At 61.3% G+C, this 16,063-nt stretch carries 12 protein-coding genes; 6 read left to right on the top strand and 6 right to left on the bottom strand.

The window, feature by feature from the left end; genetic code table 11:
- Positions 1–430: 430 nt before the first annotated feature.
- Positions 431–817 carry an OsmC family protein gene (locus B5V00_RS08995; RefSeq protein WP_085010540.1) on the bottom strand — a complete coding sequence of 129 codons (387 nt, stop codon included), beginning with the start codon at positions 815–817 and terminating at the stop codon, positions 431–433.
- Between the two features lie 108 nt (positions 818–925).
- On the opposite strand from B5V00_RS08995, the gene B5V00_RS08990 reads away from it, so the two are divergent.
- The gene (locus tag B5V00_RS08990; RefSeq protein WP_172399687.1) at positions 926–2,164 is read left to right on the top strand and encodes a cytochrome c biogenesis ResB family protein; all 1,239 of its coding nucleotides are present in this window, start codon (positions 926–928) and stop codon (positions 2,162–2,164) included.
- 58 nt (positions 2,165–2,222) lie between these two features.
- Here the strand turns inward: B5V00_RS08990 and B5V00_RS08985 are convergent, their stop codons facing one another.
- Positions 2,223–3,350, bottom strand: coding sequence for a DUF362 domain-containing protein (locus tag B5V00_RS08985; RefSeq protein ID WP_085010448.1), 1,128 nt, complete (start codon positions 3,348–3,350; stop codon positions 2,223–2,225).
- Positions 3,351–3,512: 162 nt separating this feature from the next.
- Here B5V00_RS08985 and B5V00_RS08980 point away from each other — a divergent pair, with 162 nt between their 5' ends.
- From B5V00_RS08980 to B5V00_RS08970, 3 genes are read left to right on the top strand one after another with little or no spacing between them, the layout of a single operon-like run.
- The gene (locus B5V00_RS08980) at positions 3,513–4,520 is read left to right on the top strand and encodes an SPFH domain-containing protein (RefSeq protein WP_245803940.1); all 1,008 of its coding nucleotides are present in this window, start codon (positions 3,513–3,515) and stop codon (positions 4,518–4,520) included.
- Complete coding sequence (locus tag B5V00_RS08975) at positions 4,450–7,821, top strand: AAA family ATPase (protein WP_085010447.1); 3,372 nt, start codon at positions 4,450–4,452, stop codon at positions 7,819–7,821. Before B5V00_RS08980 ends, B5V00_RS08975 begins: the two co-directional genes overlap by 71 nt.
- Positions 7,822–7,851: 30 nt before the next feature.
- Positions 7,852–8,286, top strand: a complete 435-nt coding sequence (locus B5V00_RS08970) for an Hsp20/alpha crystallin family protein (RefSeq protein WP_085010446.1) — start codon at positions 7,852–7,854, stop codon at positions 8,284–8,286.
- A gap of 59 nt (positions 8,287–8,345) precedes the next feature.
- Here the strand turns inward: B5V00_RS08970 and B5V00_RS08965 are convergent, their stop codons facing one another.
- Both B5V00_RS08965 and B5V00_RS08960 read right to left on the bottom strand, forming a co-directional pair.
- Positions 8,346–9,371 carry a fatty acid desaturase gene (locus B5V00_RS08965; protein WP_085010445.1) on the bottom strand — a complete coding sequence of 342 codons (1,026 nt, stop codon included), beginning with the start codon at positions 9,369–9,371 and terminating at the stop codon, positions 8,346–8,348.
- Between the two features lie 177 nt (positions 9,372–9,548).
- Positions 9,549–10,670: a mechanosensitive ion channel family protein gene (locus B5V00_RS08960; RefSeq protein ID WP_172399686.1), complete on the bottom strand. Its 1,122-nt coding sequence runs from the start codon at positions 10,668–10,670 to the stop codon at positions 9,549–9,551.
- 431 nt (positions 10,671–11,101) lie between these two features.
- Between B5V00_RS08960 and acnA the strand changes: the two genes are divergently transcribed.
- Both acnA and B5V00_RS08950 read left to right on the top strand, forming a co-directional pair.
- Entirely contained in the window at positions 11,102–13,768 is a 2,667-nt protein-coding gene (acnA, locus tag B5V00_RS08955; protein WP_085010443.1) for an aconitate hydratase AcnA, read from the top strand.
- 328 nt (positions 13,769–14,096) lie between these two features.
- Positions 14,097–14,855: an SDR family oxidoreductase gene (locus B5V00_RS08950; RefSeq protein WP_085010442.1), complete on the top strand. Its 759-nt coding sequence runs from the start codon at positions 14,097–14,099 to the stop codon at positions 14,853–14,855.
- A 243-nt stretch (positions 14,856–15,098) separates the two neighbouring features.
- Here the strand turns inward: B5V00_RS08950 and B5V00_RS08945 are convergent, their stop codons facing one another.
- Positions 15,099–15,584, bottom strand: a complete 486-nt coding sequence (locus B5V00_RS08945) for a thermonuclease family protein (RefSeq protein ID WP_085010441.1) — start codon at positions 15,582–15,584, stop codon at positions 15,099–15,101.
- Positions 15,581–16,006, bottom strand: coding sequence for a hypothetical protein (locus tag B5V00_RS08940; RefSeq protein WP_085010440.1), 426 nt, complete (start codon positions 16,004–16,006; stop codon positions 15,581–15,583). Before B5V00_RS08940 ends, B5V00_RS08945 begins: the two co-directional genes overlap by 4 nt.
- Between the last annotated feature and the right edge of the window lie 57 nt (positions 16,007–16,063).

Below are 16,063 nucleotides of genomic sequence, written 5' to 3'. Positions count from 1 at the left end.
TTCGAACCTCGAACCTCGAACCTCGAACCTCGAACCTCGAACCTCGAACCTCTTGAATAAAAAAAACCCCCGGTTGGGGATAACCGGGGGGGTCGCAAAGCGATCTCTTTTCTTGGGGAACCAGCCAACTCTGGAGGAGGTTTCACGGCTGAAAAAAGAGATACTGCGAAAAGAATTTCGGGCCGTCGACAGGCTCCTGGGTTGAAAAAGCATTTCTTCAACCGGAAGATGATTTTAATCCGACTAAAAAACTTTAGCAAAAATAACGGCAGTTTGGCTTCAGGTCAAGGGAAAAGGGACGGTAAATTCTCGGGACGGAAAAAAAGTTTGTCGGGAACAACAGCCCGGATGTTGTCCGGCGGGGCTGGTGGTCACCTGCCCCTTCGTGATCGACAGCGGCAGGTGACGGGAGAACAAGGGACTCACTGATTCAGGTCAGCGTTTTTACGCTGAACTCCGGAGGATCGAGAATCGCCCGCTTGACGGCACACTGGTCGGTCGCCTTGATGATGGCGGCCCGGTATTTTTCCGGGAAACCTTCCGGCAGGTGAATGGTGATATTGACCTTGGCCAGTCGGTGTGTCGCAGCATCCCAGTCGCCTTCAAGGGTCAGCTGTAGACCGTTGGTGTCGAGCTGCCGCTGCTGGCAGAAGCGCAGGGCGAAGAAGCCGGCGCAGTTGCCCAGGGCGGCCAGAAACAGGTCAAAGGGCGAAGGGGCCTGGTCAGTGCCGCCGTTGGCCTCCGGCTGGTCGCTGAGAATGCTGAAGCCCTTGTAGTCGGCCTGCACGGCGACGCCGCCGGGAAAACTGATCTTCATTTCCACTGTCTTATTCCTCCATGTTGTCTGTTATGGGGCGGGATGTTAGAATCCCGCGGGTCGCCGGATTGTAGCATACTCCCCTGGAAACACCACTGGGCTGAACCGATGCTGAACAGACTGCTCGATTTTTTCTCTTCCCTGCGCCTGGCGCTGGTGCTGCTGCTCGGCCTGGCGCTGGTGGCTGTCTTCGGCACCATCTGGCCGTCGCGTGATACCCATCTCGATGTCTTCCGCTACGAACTCTTCTACCAGACCCCCTGGTTCCGGTTGCTGCTGGGCCTGCTGGCGTTCAATCTGATTGTCTGTACCCTGCGGCTGCTGATGCGGCGTCTGCGGGACCGGCAGCGACTGGGCGAGCAACTGTGCAAAGAGACCGACAGCGGTTGCCGGCTGCCGTTTGAGGCAGAGGCCGGAACCCTGCTTGACCTGCTGAAAAGAGAAGGGTATCGGGGAGGGCTTGTTGACGGCAGGATCCTCGCCTGGCGGCGGCGCATCGGTCGCTACGGGGTGCTGATCATTCATGGCTCGCTGTTGGCGATCATGGGTGGGGCGCTGCTCAGCGGCGCCGGATTCGTCGGCACCCTGAATATCTATGTCGGTGATTCCAGCTCCACCGTTTTTGACTGGGATGCCGGCACGGACCGCCCGCTCGGCTTCGCTTTTCGTCTCGACCACTTTGAGCCGCGCTTCTATCCCATTGATCTGCGTTTTGCGGTTATGGATGCCGCCGGCCAAAAGACCCTGCGTGAGTACACCACCAGAGAAGGGGAGCGGGTTGACCTGCCGCGTGCCGGCTGGCAGGCCGAGGTGACGCATTTTGACCCCTTTGTGCAGCGTCTCGAACTGAAGATCCTGGAAGAGGGGAAAGTTGTCGCGGAGTATCGTGTGACGGCGGGCGTCAAGGACCCGGACAACCAGGTCGGCGGCATGATTTTCTACCCGCTGGCGTATCGGGATCCGGTTCTCAAGCAACTGCACAGCGAGGTGTCGATCCTGGAGGGGGGCAGGGTGGTTCGGCAGGGAGTCATCGAAGTCAACCAGCCGCTGGTGCATCGCGGTATCACCATCTACCAGACCGCCTTCGACCGCGACCCGTCGGGCCGTTTCTACGGTGGCTTCCAGTTCTCCCGCGATCCGGGCGCGCCGCTGGTCTGGGCCGGCTGCATCGTGCTGATGCTCGGCCTGTTCATCAATATGCTGCTGCGTCCGCGGGCCGTCGGCCTGGTTCGCGGCGGTGACAACTGGCGGCTGGTCGGCCTGCTCGGTTTCCGCGGTGAGGCCGGCCGCGAGGCCCTGCAGCAACTGGCGGAAAAGCTGCGCTCAGCTCACGACCAAACGCCGTAACCCCGCATCTCCCATCTCCCATCTCCCATCTCACGTCTCACGTCTCCCATCTCACGTCTTACCAGTCCCGTCCCTTCGGCTTGAGCGTCTCCAGCCGGTACTTTCGGCTTCCCAGCCCCACCTTTTCGCCGTGTTCGAGACTGACTTCCCAGTCGATTTCGGGATGCAGGCCGCGGAACTTGTCCTCGCCGGCTTTCAGGTTGGTGACCAGGGCGGTTCCCGGCAGGGCTTCGGCCCGGTTGACCAGGTCGGCACCGGCCTGGTCGATGGCGACCGGGTCTCTGCTGACCAGGATCCCCTGGTCGGGGACGATCGGCGCGTCGGTGTGGCCGTAGCAGTCGCACAGCGGGGAGACCTGGGTGACGAAGTTGACGAACAGGACACGATCCGCCTTGCCGTTCACCGCGCCGAGGGCGTACTCGGCCATTTTTTTCATCACCTGATTCGATTCGGCCCCCCAGTTGATGCTGATGGCAGTATCCCGACAGATGGTGATGCAGCGGGCGCAGCCGACACATTTTTCGGGGTCGATGCGGGCCTTGCCGTCCACCGCTCTGATGGCCGAGTGGGCGCAGACCCGCAGGCAGGCGCCGCAGGAGGTGCAGCGTTCCTCCTTGACCGTCGGCGCGACATTGCAGTGCTGTTCCATCTTCCCGGTCCGGCTGGAACAGCCCATGCCGAGGTTCTTGATCGCCCCGCCGAAGCCGGTCAGCTCGTGACACTTGAAATGGCTGACCACCACCAGGCCGTCGGCCTCGAGAATCTCCGCGCCGATTTCCGCTTCCCGCAGCAGTTCACCGTTGATCGGTACCCGCCGCGCGCTGTGGCCGCGCAGCCCGTCGCACATGATCAGCGGCGCACCGGCGACGGCGAAGTCGAAGCCGTTTTCGATGGCACAGCGCAGGGCGGAAATCGCTTCCTTGCGTTCCCCCGGGTAGAGGGTGCTGGAGTCGGTGAGGAAGGGTTTGTGCCCGGCGTCACGCAGGATATCGACGATGCGGCGCAGGAAGGTCGGCCGGATGTAGGCATGGCCGCCCTTTTCGCCGAAATGGACCTTGACCGCCACCAGGCTGCCGCGCTGGAACAGATCGGTCAGGCCGGCTTCAGTCAGCAGACGGGTGAGTTTGTCGAACAGGTTTTCCCGATAGCCGCTGCGCAGATCGGCAAAATAAACCTTGCTGGGCATGGATTCCCTCCCTGGATGACAGATGGTTGATGCGGGACAGATGGCTGATGCGGGTAAATTAGCACAGGGGGGGGCGCGGGACAATCCACCCGTCTTTCGGTCTCCGGGTAAGGTCTCGAAAAAATGGTATAATTCACCCACTGCTGACCCGGAGGTGGGAGAGTGGAAGAGGAACAACGCTATCGTCTGCTGCAGCGGGCGCGGGTGAAGAATTTCATCAAGCGCGTCGTCCTGCTGCTGGTTGCCGGATTGATGCTCTACGGCCTGGTGGCGCTGGTCTACGCGACCAAGACCTTCTACAAGGTACGGCGCAACTATGCCGTGATTCTGGAGGATCTCGGCGGTCAGCGACGGGTGGTCGATGAAGTCGGCTGGCACGGCCGCCTGCCCTTTTTCACCCGTCTGGAACTGGAAGTGCCGCTGATGAACCAGGAGATGCACCTCGGCGGGCGGCCGGAGCCGGTGCGCATCGTCTCGCAGGGGAATGTCGCCCTCTGGACCAGTGCCATGTTGACCTACCGCATTCGTGACCTGGAACGCTGGGGAATCGAGAACCAGTCGCCGCAGAGCCTGCTGCAGAACGATTTCGACGGCATCGTCAAGGATGTCATGCAGGCCAACATGGTCGATGACCTGATCTCCAAACGTGAACGGATCAAGGAAGAAATTTTTATCGATCTGAAGAAGCGGCCGATCAACAAGGGCGGGCCGACCCTGGAGGACAAGTACGGGATTGAAATCGTTTCGTTTATTCTCCGTGACACCCGGTTCGGCGATAAACTGGCCGCCGCCAGTGAAGAGAAAAAACGTCGCGAATTGATCGCCGAGGCGGAGAACTACGCCGCCGACCAGGAAGCGAGCCGGACCCGCAAGCTCTACGCCGCCTACAGTGATTCGATTCGGCAGTTCCGTGCCGCTCTCGGTATGACGGCCGATGACAATCGCGCCCTGTTCCAGTTTCTCAACCAGCAGAAGTGGGCGACCGCCTACGAAAAGAACCAGTCCGGCCAGAATACCTTTGTTCTCAACAACACCAATGGCGGTATCCCGGTGGTCCTGCCGACCAGCCGGGTGAATGTTGAAAAGGTGGAGCAGCGGCATGAGCAGATACCGCAAAACCCGCAGCCCGATCTACGTCAGGCTCTCCGAGCAGCGAATCGCGCAAATTGAGGGGCTGGTCGATTCCTGGAGCTTCGAAACCCAGCGTTTCGTTCTGCGTCGCCTGCACCAGTACACGCCCTCGCGGTCGATTCTGAAAACCTTTCCCATCTGGCTGCACAGCGTCTTCTGGCCCCGGGAGCGGAAGTTTGTTCATCTCTGCGATCCGGAGCGGCTTTCCGACTGGCGGCGGCGCATCGAGGTCTCCGGTTCACAAAGCGCCAACGCCACCTGGGAGCGGATTCTCGACCGCGAACTCGACTGGCACGACTACCAGTATCTGCGTTTCCTGCTGGAAAAACGCACTTCCGATATTTTTGTCCCTCCTGCTCTGTGTGATCTTTTCAAGAAGATCTACCACGCTCATATTCTCAAGGAATACAGTGATGATCCCCAGGTGCCGCGTACGCCGCTGGTGCTGGTGATCGGCTCTTCCGGCAGCGGCAAAAGCGTGACTGTCAAGGAGGCGGTGGAGCAGGCGATCTTCCAGAACGAGGTCCGCCCGGTGCTCGACCTGCAGGCCAAGCGCGAGGAAGTTCTGGCCGATCAGCCGATCTGGCGCAGTCTCGAGGAGGTCGATTTCGAGCTGGCGGTCGCCATCGAGCGACGGCATAAGCTGGAACTGCTGCGGTTCCTCTCCCATCTGCCGCTGATCAAGTATTTCTATCGCAAACGTATCAGCCAGGCGCTTTCCAACCTGGAAGAAGAAGGGGTGCCGGTCGATTTCGCCATGATCACCCCCAACGATTACCAGACCGCCTGGGCGGGGGAGCCGGGCAATTACCTGCGCAAGGCGATGGGGGACCCGCGCCGGACCTGCATCCGCCACCTGGAGGAAGCCCACAGTGCCTTCGGCCGGCCCGACCAGATGAGTGCCGTCAAGGGGCAGCAGTCGACCCTGGTCGATGCCGCCAACATCATCCTCGACGAGATCGCCTTCGGTCGCCGGGACTGTCTGCTGATTGCCACCACCGATCAGCCGGAACAATTTGACCCGGCCATCTACCGGCGTTTTGTCGAGCGCGGGCTGGTGATCGATATCGGCGACTACTGGTGCGATCCGGAGAACCTGAAGGAAGTGGTGCGGATGGAATTGCGGCGGCACAATTTTACTTTTGAAACCGACCGCCTCGAAGAAAACCGAGTTCCGGAGAGTGCCCTTGAGCGGACCGTCGAAAAGCTGGCGCCGATTTTTCGCGAACGTTCACTGCGCATGATTCCCGCCTACGTGCGGCGGCTGATTCATTCGATCATCAGCCTCAAGGGGGACTTCGATCCGGTCTACTTCGATGACCAGTTTCTGGTGCGTGACGCCCTCAAGGCCGTGGCGCGCAATGTCCATGGATCCCTTTACAACAAGCTGGTCGGGCACATGGATCGCTCGGTGCAGTGGTCGGAGTATATCGGCACCATCAAGAACGAGTTCTCCGAAATGGCCAACAACTCCCTCTACTACAACGTCAACGAGGAGAAGGGGGTGGTGCTGACCGGGCCGCCCGGATCGGGCAAGACCTACATGGTGCAGGCCTGGCTGGGAGACAATCGCGAGGTGCAGGACCTGGTGGTCAACCTCAACGACCTGACCGACCCGATGTCGCCGCTGGAGGGGATGGTGGAGAATCTCGAACGGGCCTATGACATCGCCAAGATGCTTTCGCCGTCGATGGTCTTTTTCGACGAAGGGGACGCCATCGCCCCGCGCCGCAGTCCGACCGGGGGCAGTCCCTACGACAAGGTGACCAACAAGTTCCTCTCCATCATCGACGGCGAAGCGCCCCTCAACCGGGTTTTCACCGTGCTGACCACCAACCGGCTCGATATCCTCGACCCGGCGCTGATCCGTTCCAAGCGGCTCAAGGTGCTCAATGTCACCGGTCATCTGCGTGACGAGGATGCCCTGCGCATCATCCGCAAGGAGATGGCCGGCATCCCCCTGGAGGAGAACCTCAGCCACGAAGAAATTGTCCGTTCGGCGCGCGGGCTCTGCGAAACCCCGGCCGATTTCACCGCCTTCGCCGAAAAGATCCGCAGTCTGCGTACCACTGAAATCGAGGTGATTGAAAAACTGCAGGCCGCGGTGCGCGGCAGCGAGGCTGACCGGGCGCGTTTCGTGCGTTTCAATTACAAGATTCTGCTCGGTCTGCTGGAGGGCTCCGCCGGGGACAATACGCTGGCCCTGAAGGCCCGACAGGGTGAGGAGGAACTGCTCCGCTGCCTGGCTCCTGCGGCCGAAAAGCTGGGGCATTACCAGGAAGACGGCAGCTATCCGGTCAGTACCTGGCACCTGCAGTCGGCCCGTCAGCAGCTCGCCGCCAGCCCGACCCGCAAGGGCAAACAGGATCTCGACCAGTTTCTCGAAACCGAACTCTCCAACGAACCGCAGGTCGGCTTCGTGGTCGGGGTCGGCGCCAACGAGACCAGCGGCGTGCTGTTGCCGATCGCCTCGTCGCTGGTCTATCGCATGTTTCCGGAAAAAATCGTCGTCACCGGCGCGGTTTCATCAGCGGCGCCGGGGGCCGCCGAAATGGATCTGGCGGTGCAGATGACCCGACAGAGCGCGCAGGAAGCACTCACCCTGGTGGAAAATTACCTGCAGTCGCTCTGCCCCGAGTTCAACGTTTCCCGGCTGCTCGGTGCCTATCTCGACGGTTACACCCTTCATCACCAGCTGCTTTCGGCGTCCTACAGCGTCGGTGGCCCATCGGCCGGTTTCGCTCTGGCGATCAACACCCTCTCGGTCCTGATCTATCTGCCGGTACTCAACGATTTCGGCATCACCGGCGCGCCCTGGACCAAGGGTTCGCAACGTGGTGAAGTCGGCGCCTCGGTGATCATCGGCGGGCATCGCCAGAAGGCTGAAAAGGTGTTGCAGTACCTGCCGCGGATGTTCATGCCGCAGCCGAATTATCTCGATTTCGAGCCGGAGCTGCTGGAGGCCTACCGGGTCGAAGGACGCAATATCCAGGGGGTGGTCAGCTTTTCGGCGCTGGTGCCGGAGGTCTTTTATTTCGGTGACGAACCCTTGCGGCAGCTGCAGGAGCTGCACCGTGAACGGATCAAGATGGAGCTCGACAAAGCGCACGGCGTTCCTCATCCGCGCTGTGAGAAGCGTCTTGAACAGACCCTGGCCGATCTGCGTCGTCACTGCGAACAGGAGATCCGTCGGCGGATGCAGGCGATCCGGGAGTTCGTTGCCGATCCGGAGCAGCGGGAGATCAACCTGGAGCGTCTTTTCGCTGCCGGACAGGTGGAGATGTCCGCCCGGGACCAGCTCTCCGAGGCTTGCAAACCGGGCTCGGCTGGTGGACAATAGCCCCCCCCCTTGCGTTGGAGGAGAAGAATCATGCCGCTGGTCCGATGGAATCCCCTGCCCGAACTGGAAGAATTGCGCCGGAGGATGGATGAGATGTCCCGCGAAGATCGTGCCCTGGTCGAGGAAAAGCTGCCCGAGGCGATCCCCTGGCAGCCGCTGACGGATATCTACGAAGACGAAACGCAGATTGTCCTCTGTCTGGAGCTTCCCGGTGTCCCGCAGGAGGATATCACCCTGCAGGTCGAGGATCATCAGCTGGTCGTCGCGGGAGAGAGGCATCTGCCGCAGGAAGAAGGCTTTCAGCGTGTTGAAGGGAATTACGGTCCCTTCAGCCGGATGTTCGCCCTGCCCCCCGGCATCAGTGAAGAAGAGATCAGTGCCCGCTGTGAAAACGGTGTCCTGCGCGTGGTGCTGCCCAAACAGCCGGCCGGCAAGCCGAAGCAGATTGAGGTTGCGGCGGATTGAGCGGTCTCCCGGTCCGCAGCAGACCCCAGCCTTTCTGAACGCCTGGAGCCCTTCATTCCTCAGTTGCCCGTGGCAGGAGTCTCCCCCGAAAAATCAACCATGCGTCCAGCCGCCTCATCCCAGAGCTTGACCCTGGTGCAGGACAGGCTCTGGCGCAGCCGTATCGGTCGTTTTTGCTTCAGGGCGGGTATGGTTCGCTGGCAGATGGGCAGAAAATAGTTGGGGATGCGCGGTTTGAGGTGGTGGATGTGATGGTAGCCGATGTGTCCCGAGAACCAGTCGAATAAGGCCGGCAGCTGGTAGAAGGAACTTCCCACCATGGCGGCCCGGAGCGGGTCCCAGTCTTCTTTGCGAGCCCAGTATCCCCCTTCGAACTGGTGCTGCACGTAGAAAAGCCAGATCCCCATGGCACCGGCCAGCCAGAGAACCGGCAACTGCACGATTAGGTAGGTGCGCCAGCCGATGGTGGCACCGGCGATCAGGGCAATGGCCAACAGCAGCAGGTTGGTCAGGGCCACGCTCATGGCTTCCTGTCGGCGGGCCCGGCGGTCGGGCAGGCGGTTGTGCAGCAGGAAATTGAACAGCGCTCCCAGACCGAGCAGCACCAGGGGATGGCGATAAAGACGATACCCCAGGCGCTTCCATCGCGAGCTGGACCGATATTCCTCCACCGTCATGGTCCAGATGTCGCCGAAGCCGCGCGCATCGAGGTTGGCATAAGTCGCATGATGACGCAGATGCGTGAACCGCCAGTCTTCGAAGGAGGTGAAGACCAGCAGGCCGAAGAGGTAGCCGAAAAAGGTGTTGGCTTTTCTGGCGGTGAAAAAACTGCCGTGGACGCAGTCGTGAAAGAGGATGAAAATCCGTACCAGGAAGGCGGCGGCGAAGATCAGTATCAGTCCGGTCAACGGCCAGGGAGCATTCTTTTCGATGCTGTTGACCGCCAGGGACCAGAGCAGCAGGTAGGGGCCGACGGTATTGACAACCTGCCACAATGCGCGGCGGTTGTCACTTTTGCAGAACGGGGCCAGTTGCGGGTGGCGGTCCGGCCAGTTGCGACCGGGATCGGATGGTTGAACAGGCATCTCCTCAATGCACCTCCTTTTGAAAAAATATAGGACTTCGGGAGAATGTTTCAAGTGGGCCGCCTGCCACGATTTCCGGTTTTATTCCTGAATCAGTGAATCCCTTGTCGTCGGATTGCGCAAGTCACCGGCCTGCCAGAGTCTCCCGATAAACATCAGCGTACCTGTGGGTGCGTTTCAGGTTTTTTCTTCAGCTTCTGCCATCTCCATATCCGCGGCTTTGTTCTCCAGGTAGATCGTCCGGCTCGGGAAGGCGATCTGCAGTCCCATTTCTTCCAGGATATCCATGATTTTCAGGCAGACGTCCTGGCGGGCGTCGAGGTACTCGCCCCAGTTGGTGGTCGTGGTGAAGCAGTAGACCATGATGTCGAGGGACGAAGGAGCGAAGTCGGTGAAGTTGACCAGCCAGAAGTCCTGGTTGATGGCCGGGTGGCTGCGCAGCATCTCGCGGATGGCGGCGACCGCGTCCCGCATCTGCTGCGGGGTTGTGGCGTAGGTCACTCCGACGGTCAGCTTGATGCGCCGTTTCGGCATCCGGCTGAAATTGTTGATCGACTGGTTGGCGATCACCGAGTTGGGGACGGTGATCAGGGTCTTGGCAAAGGTGCGGATGCGGGTTGAGCGGAAGCCGACCTCTTCAACGGTCCCTTCCAGGTCCCCGGTTTTGATCCAGTCGCCAAGGCCGAAGGGGCGGTCGAGCAGGATCATGATCGAACCGAAGATGTTGGCCAGGGTATCCTTGGCGGCCAGCGCCACCGCCAGGCCGCCGATGCCGAGTGAGGCGAGCAGCCCGGAGATCGAGTAGCCGAGGTTCTGCACCACCATCAGGATCGCCATGGCGACGATGAAAACCCGCAGCGACTTGCGAATGAAGGGTGCCAGGTGATCGTCGAGATCGGTTTCGGTTCTGCCCGCCCAGCGGCCCAGCAGCAGGTCGAGGACGTCGACCAGGTTGAACAGCACCCAGGCGATGTTGAAGGTTACCAGCACCTTGATGAGGGCGCTGCCGAACAGGTTCAGGTTGACCGGCTTGACCGGCAGCTGCAGCAGCTGCAGGCTGATGAAGAGCCCACCGATCACCGCCAGGAATTCAGCCGGTTTGCGCAGTGCCTGCAGCGCCCGGTCATCGTATTCTCCCCGGGTGCGCCCGGCCAGCGGGAAGAGGATGCGGAGAAAGAACTGGCCGATCAGTTTTTTCACCAGCAGGGCGAGGATCAGCACCCCGAGGGCGGCGGCAACGCGGCTCAAAGGGATGCCGAGAAAGGTTTCGGTGAAGATCTGGCGGATGGTTTCGAGCATTGTCATCTCCGGAAAATCTTGGGCCACCAAGGCACCAAGGGCGCCAAGAAAATCTTTTTTAACGGAAAGGCGCAGAGCGGGAGAGACCGTAGAGAAAACCCAAAAGCAGTTTGCAGATAAAGCCCGAAAAACGATGAGGTGAATCGCAGAGCCATTAAGCCCGCCAAGAGCCCTGGGAACAGGGTTTCTTGGTGTTCTTGGCGCCTTGGTGGCAAATTGCCTTTGTTTTGGTCGGTCTAAAAGATTTTCTCTTCACGTCTTCCGTTTAAATGAGTGTTTGACTTTCCTGTTCGTCTCTGGCGTCTTGGCGGCATAGATAGATTTCGCAAGCTTGCAGGATTATACCCGGAAATACAAGTGTCAGGGCACTGTAGCCCCTGTCGAATCTGGTAGAATGGGGGTGAAGTCAAATCCAGTCCGGGAGACAATCCATGAGAGAACAGACCTTCAATGCCTGCCGTACTCTTTCAGTCGGCGGCAACGACTATCAATATTACGCCCTCGAAGCGGTCGCCGAGGCCGGTTTCGGGACGATCGACCGCTTGCCCTTCACCCTCAAGGTGCTGCTGGAGAATCTGCTGCGCTTCGAGGACGGCGACACGGTCACCCGCGCCGACATCGAGGCCTTGGCCGGCTGGCTGAGTGAACGACGCAGCGACCACGAGATCGCCTTCCGCCCGGCCCGGGTGCTGATGCAGGATTTCACCGGCGTGCCTGCGGTAGTCGACCTGGCCGCCATGCGCGACGCGGTCAAACGGGCCGGCGGTGACCCGCAACGGATCAACCCGCGGATTCCCGTTGACCTGATCATCGACCATTCGGTGATGGTCGACAAGTACGCCATGCCGGAGGCCTTCGCCTACAACGTCAAGCGGGAGATGGAGCGCAACCGTGAACGCTACATGTTTCTGCGCTGGGGGCAGACGGCCTTCGACAATTTCCGGGTGGTGCCGCCCGGCACCGGCATCTGCCACCAGGTCAACCTCGAGTACCTCGGCCGCACCGTCTGGAGTGAGGAGCGGGACGGCGTGAGATTCGCCTATCCCGATACCCTGGTCGGCACCGATTCGCACACCACCATGATCAACGGCCTGGCGGTCCTCGGCTGGGGGGTCGGCGGCATCGAGGCCGAAGCGGCGATGCTCGGTCAGCCGATTTCGATGCTGATCCCGGAGGTGGTCGGCTTCCGCTTTACCGGCGCCCTGCGCGAGGGGGTGACCGCCACCGACCTGGTGCTGACGGTCACCGAGCAGTTGCGCGCATTCGGCGTGGTCGGCAAGTTCGTCGAGTTTTTCGGCGAGGGGCTGTCGCGACTCTCGCTCGCCGACCGGGCCACCATCGGCAACATGTCGCCCGAATACGGTGCCACCTGCGGTTTCTTCCCCGTTGACCAGGTGACTCTCGACTACCTGCGCCTGACCGGTCGTCCTGACGAGACCCTCGCCCTGGTCGAAGCCTATGCCAGAGAGCAGGGCATGTGGCGTTCTGATGACGGCCCCGACCCGCTCTACAGCGATGTGCTGGAGCTCGACCTGGCGACGGTTCAGCCGAGCCTGGCCGGGCCGAAGCGTCCCCAGGACCGGGTCAACCTGGTGGATCTGAGAAAGGCGACCGAGACGGCGATCCCGGCCGGAGAGGAAGGCAAACAGGTCCCGGTCACCGACGCCGGGTACCGGCTCAAGCAGGGAGACGTGGTGATTGCCGCCATCACCTCCTGCACCAACACCTCCAACCCGGCGGTGATGATGGGCGCCGGGCTGGTGGCGAAAAAGGCGGTTGAAAAGGGACTGCGGCAGAAACCCTGGGTCAAGACCTCGCTGGCGCCCGGCTCCAAGGTGGTCACCGACTACCTGGAGAAGGCCGGGCTGCAGCAGTACCTCGACACCCTCGGCTTCAACGTGGTCGGCTATGGCTGCACCACCTGCATCGGCAACTCCGGCCCGCTGACCGGGCCGATTGCCGAGGCGATCGAGACCGGTGACCTGACGGTCTGCTCGGTGCTTTCCGGCAATCGCAACTTCGAGGGCCGGATTCACGCCCAGACCCGCGCCAACTGGCTCGCCTCGCCGCCGCTGGTGGTCGCCTTCGCCCTCGCCGGCACCACCCGCATCGATCTCGACCGGGAGCCGCTCGGCGAGGACCGGGAGGGCAACCCGGTTTATCTGAAGGATATCTGGCCGAGTGACGCCGAGATCGCCGAACTGGTGAAGTTGGTGTCGGCGGGGATGTTCCGCGAAAAATACGCCGATGTCTTCAGCGGTGAAGAGAACTGGCGCGAGCTGCCGGTTCCGGAAGGGGAGACCTACGCCTGGGATCCGGCCTCGACCTACGTGCGTGAGCCGTCCTTCTTCGACCTGCGTGAACCGGCAACCGGCGGCCTGGAGGGCTTCTCCGGGGCGCGCCTGCTGGCAAAGCTGGGAGATTCGATCACCACCGACCATATTTCGCCGGCAGGGGCGATTCTCGCCTCGACCCCGGCCGGTATCTACCTGCGTGAGCATGGTGTCGAGCCGGTCGAGTTCAACTCCTACGGTTCGCGGCGTGGCAACCACGAAGTGATGGTGCGCGGCACCTTCGCCAATCTCCGGTTGCGCAATGAGCTGGCGCCCGGGACCGAGGGAGGCTTTTCCATCGGCCCCGACGGCGAGGTGACGACCCTCTTCGAGGCCGCCATGGCATACCAGCAGGAGGGCACGCCGCTGCTGATTGTCGCCGGCAGGGAATACGGTACCGGTTCCAGCCGGGACTGGGCGGCCAAGGGAACCCTGTTGCTCGGGGTGAAGGCGGTGATCGCCGAGAGCTACGAGCGCATCCACCGTTCCAACCTGATCGGCATGGGGGTGCTGCCGCTGCAGTTCAAGGACGGTATGACCCGCGAGACCCTGGGTCTGGACGGCAGCGAAACCTTCGATCTGTCCGACCAGTCCGCGCCGCTTGAGCCCGGCCAGGAGCTGATCATCGTTATCCACCGCGCCGATGGCCGCAGCGAGGAGGTGCCGGTCCTCTGCCGGCTTGATACGCAAAACGAGATCCGCTATTACATCAATGGCGGGATTCTGAATTACGTCCTGCAGCGGATTATGAAAGCCCAGGGTTGACGACCTTGGGCACAATAAATCTGCCACCAAGACACCAAGGACACCAAGAGATAATCCAAGCCTGAATCAGTGAGCTTCTGTTGGATGGAGAGTGCAAGTGCTTGGCCTGAATGAGCTTTGCAAAAATCTGAAGCGCACCCATAGGTTCGCTGGTGATTTTTGGCAAGCTCAGACAGATCAATGACTTTGTGCTATACGCCGACAAGGAGCTCACTGATTCAGGTCAAACTCTCTGTTCTTGTTTTTCTTGGTGTACTTGGTGTCTTGGTGGCCTGTACGGGATTTTCAGGTTCTCAGCATTTATGATTTTCCAAAAGGAGGACTCAACATGCGAACTGTTTTCATCACCGGCGCCTCGGCCGGATTCGGGGCTGCCTGTGCGCGGCGCTTTGCCGCGGCGGGGGATCGGCTGGTGCTTGCCGCGCGGCGGCTGGACAAGCTGCAGGCGCTCAAGAGCGAGCTGGGCGATGCCCCGGTGTATCTGGCCGAACTCGACGTGCGCGACAGTGAGGCGGTCAGAGCAGTGGTCGCGGCGCTGCCGACCGAATTCGCCGCGGTCGATGTGCTGGTCAACAACGCCGGGCTGGCGGTCGGCCTGGAACCGGCCTGGGAGGTCGACCTGGACGACTGGGAGCGGATGATCGACACCAATATCAAGGGCCTGGCCTACTGCACCCGGGCCCTGCTCGGCGGTATGGTCGAACGCCGCCGCGGGCATGTCATCAACATCGGTTCGATCGCCGGTTCCTGGCCCTATGCCGGCGGCAACGTCTACGGCGCCACCAAGGCTTTCGTGCAGCAGTTCACCCGCAACCTGCGCACCGACCTGCATGGTACCGGGGTGCGCGCCACCTGCATCGAGCCGGGGATGGCCGAAACCGAGTTTTCGCAGGTCAGGTTCAAGGGGGATGATGAAAAAGCGGCCGGGGTTTACAAGGGCACCCGGGCGTTGACCGCCGAGGATATCGCCGAGTGTGTCTTCTGGTGTGCCGGCCTGCCGGAGCATGTCAACATCAACCAGCTGGAGGTGATGCCGACGGAGCAGACCTGGGGAGCAACCATGGTTTATCGGGAGCAGGGCGGCTGAAAAGCACCCGTCTGCTGCGTTGCGCCCGCCCTCAGTCGCTGCGACGTAGCTCCGCTACGCCTCACTTCTTCAGTCGGGAGACGCCTTGCATCCAGGCACTTTTGAGCCGCCTTCAACAGTGGTGGCAGGGCGGCTGAAAAGGGCCCGTCTGCTGCGTTGCTCCCGTCCTCAGTCGCTGCGACGTAGCTCCGCTACGCCTCACTCCTTCAGGCGGGAGACGCCATGTTCAAGGCCGGGAGATTTTCAATCCCTGCTCCACAACCCGACCCCTGCCTTGCGGGCCGCAGCTTCCACTTCAAGAAAATCTTTTTTCAGTTTGAAACCATAGCGTCGGAAGACGGTCGCGTAGCCCTTTTCGAGCAACACCCGGTTGAGCATGCGGCCGCCGGGGAGGATGATGTAGGCGAGGGTGCGGCCGTACTTGTCCCGTTTTGTCCGATCAAATTTCAGCCTGACGATCTTGCCCTTAACGGTCCTGATCTGGAACTGCTTGCCCGCGGCGGCAATTTTCCGGAGACGCGCGGGGGGGATGTTCCAGCGGCGGTAGAAGCGGTCGCGGTCCGAATTCGCATGTTCCGGGGCATCGATGCCGATCAGGCGGACCTTGCCGACCCCGGCGACCTTGAGGGTGTCACCGTCGTAGATCCAGGTTACTTTGCCGCGAAGGTTTTCCGCCGTGGCCGGCTGGAGGGTCAGAAGCAGCAGGCAGAGGCAGAGGAGCAATCTCATCCACGTCCCCAGAGGGCGCGGGTGAAAACTCCGGTGAACAGGCCCCAGACGGCGTTGGCGAGCAGCACCACCAGCGGAGTGAGTTGGCCGAGGCCGAAGCCGAGCATGCCGAAATGCGTGGTATTGGGAAAGATGATGAAGAGTTGGACGGCACTGGGCAGCAGACTGATCCAGAGTCCCTTGCGAACCCAGTGTCTGCGGGCGCGGGGACGGGCGATGGTGAAGTAGAAAACCAGGCCCCAGATGCCGCCCCAGACCAGTCGGGGATAAAGCCAGGCGGGTGTCAGGTGGGGAGCAATCTTGACGCCGAGCAGGGCGGTCAGGCCCCAGTCCCCCGCCAGCCAGAGGGCCAGGCTGTTGCAGAGTCCGCCGAGCAGGCCGGCGGCAAAGGCTGTTGCCAGTAGAGCGGAACCCCGGTTCATAACGCCTCCTGTCCTGAAGTGACGATCAGGTCACGACTTCAGGCTTCATTCAGGCGG

It is taken from the genome of Geothermobacter hydrogeniphilus, from assembly GCF_002093115.1.
Lineage (GTDB): Bacteria > Desulfobacterota > Desulfuromonadia > Desulfuromonadales > Geothermobacteraceae > Geothermobacter_A > Geothermobacter_A hydrogeniphilus.
Note: the sequence above shows the minus strand (reverse complement) of the source record. Positions and strands in the feature narration are given on the sequence as shown.

Coding starts and splice junctions, on each gene's coding strand:
- B5V00_RS08995 (WP_085010540.1), bottom strand. CDS start 817: ATGAAGATCAGTTTTCCCGGCGGCGTCGCCGTGCAGGCCGACTACAAG.
- B5V00_RS08970 (WP_085010446.1), top strand. CDS start 7,852: ATGCCGCTGGTCCGATGGAATCCCCTGCCCGAACTGGAAGAATTGCGC.
- B5V00_RS08985 (WP_085010448.1), bottom strand. CDS start 3,350: ATGCCCAGCAAGGTTTATTTTGCCGATCTGCGCAGCGGCTATCGGGAA.
- B5V00_RS08975 (WP_085010447.1), top strand. CDS start 4,450: ATGAGCAGATACCGCAAAACCCGCAGCCCGATCTACGTCAGGCTCTCC.
- B5V00_RS08940 (WP_085010440.1), bottom strand. CDS start 16,006: ATGAACCGGGGTTCCGCTCTACTGGCAACAGCCTTTGCCGCCGGCCTG.
- B5V00_RS08990 (WP_172399687.1), top strand. CDS start 926: ATGCTGAACAGACTGCTCGATTTTTTCTCTTCCCTGCGCCTGGCGCTG.
- B5V00_RS08950 (WP_085010442.1), top strand. CDS start 14,097: ATGCGAACTGTTTTCATCACCGGCGCCTCGGCCGGATTCGGGGCTGCC.
- B5V00_RS08945 (WP_085010441.1), bottom strand. CDS start 15,584: ATGAGATTGCTCCTCTGCCTCTGCCTGCTGCTTCTGACCCTCCAGCCG.
- acnA (WP_085010443.1), top strand. CDS start 11,102: ATGAGAGAACAGACCTTCAATGCCTGCCGTACTCTTTCAGTCGGCGGC.
- B5V00_RS08965 (WP_085010445.1), bottom strand. CDS start 9,371: ATGCCTGTTCAACCATCCGATCCCGGTCGCAACTGGCCGGACCGCCAC.
- B5V00_RS08960 (WP_172399686.1), bottom strand. CDS start 10,670: ATGCTCGAAACCATCCGCCAGATCTTCACCGAAACCTTTCTCGGCATC.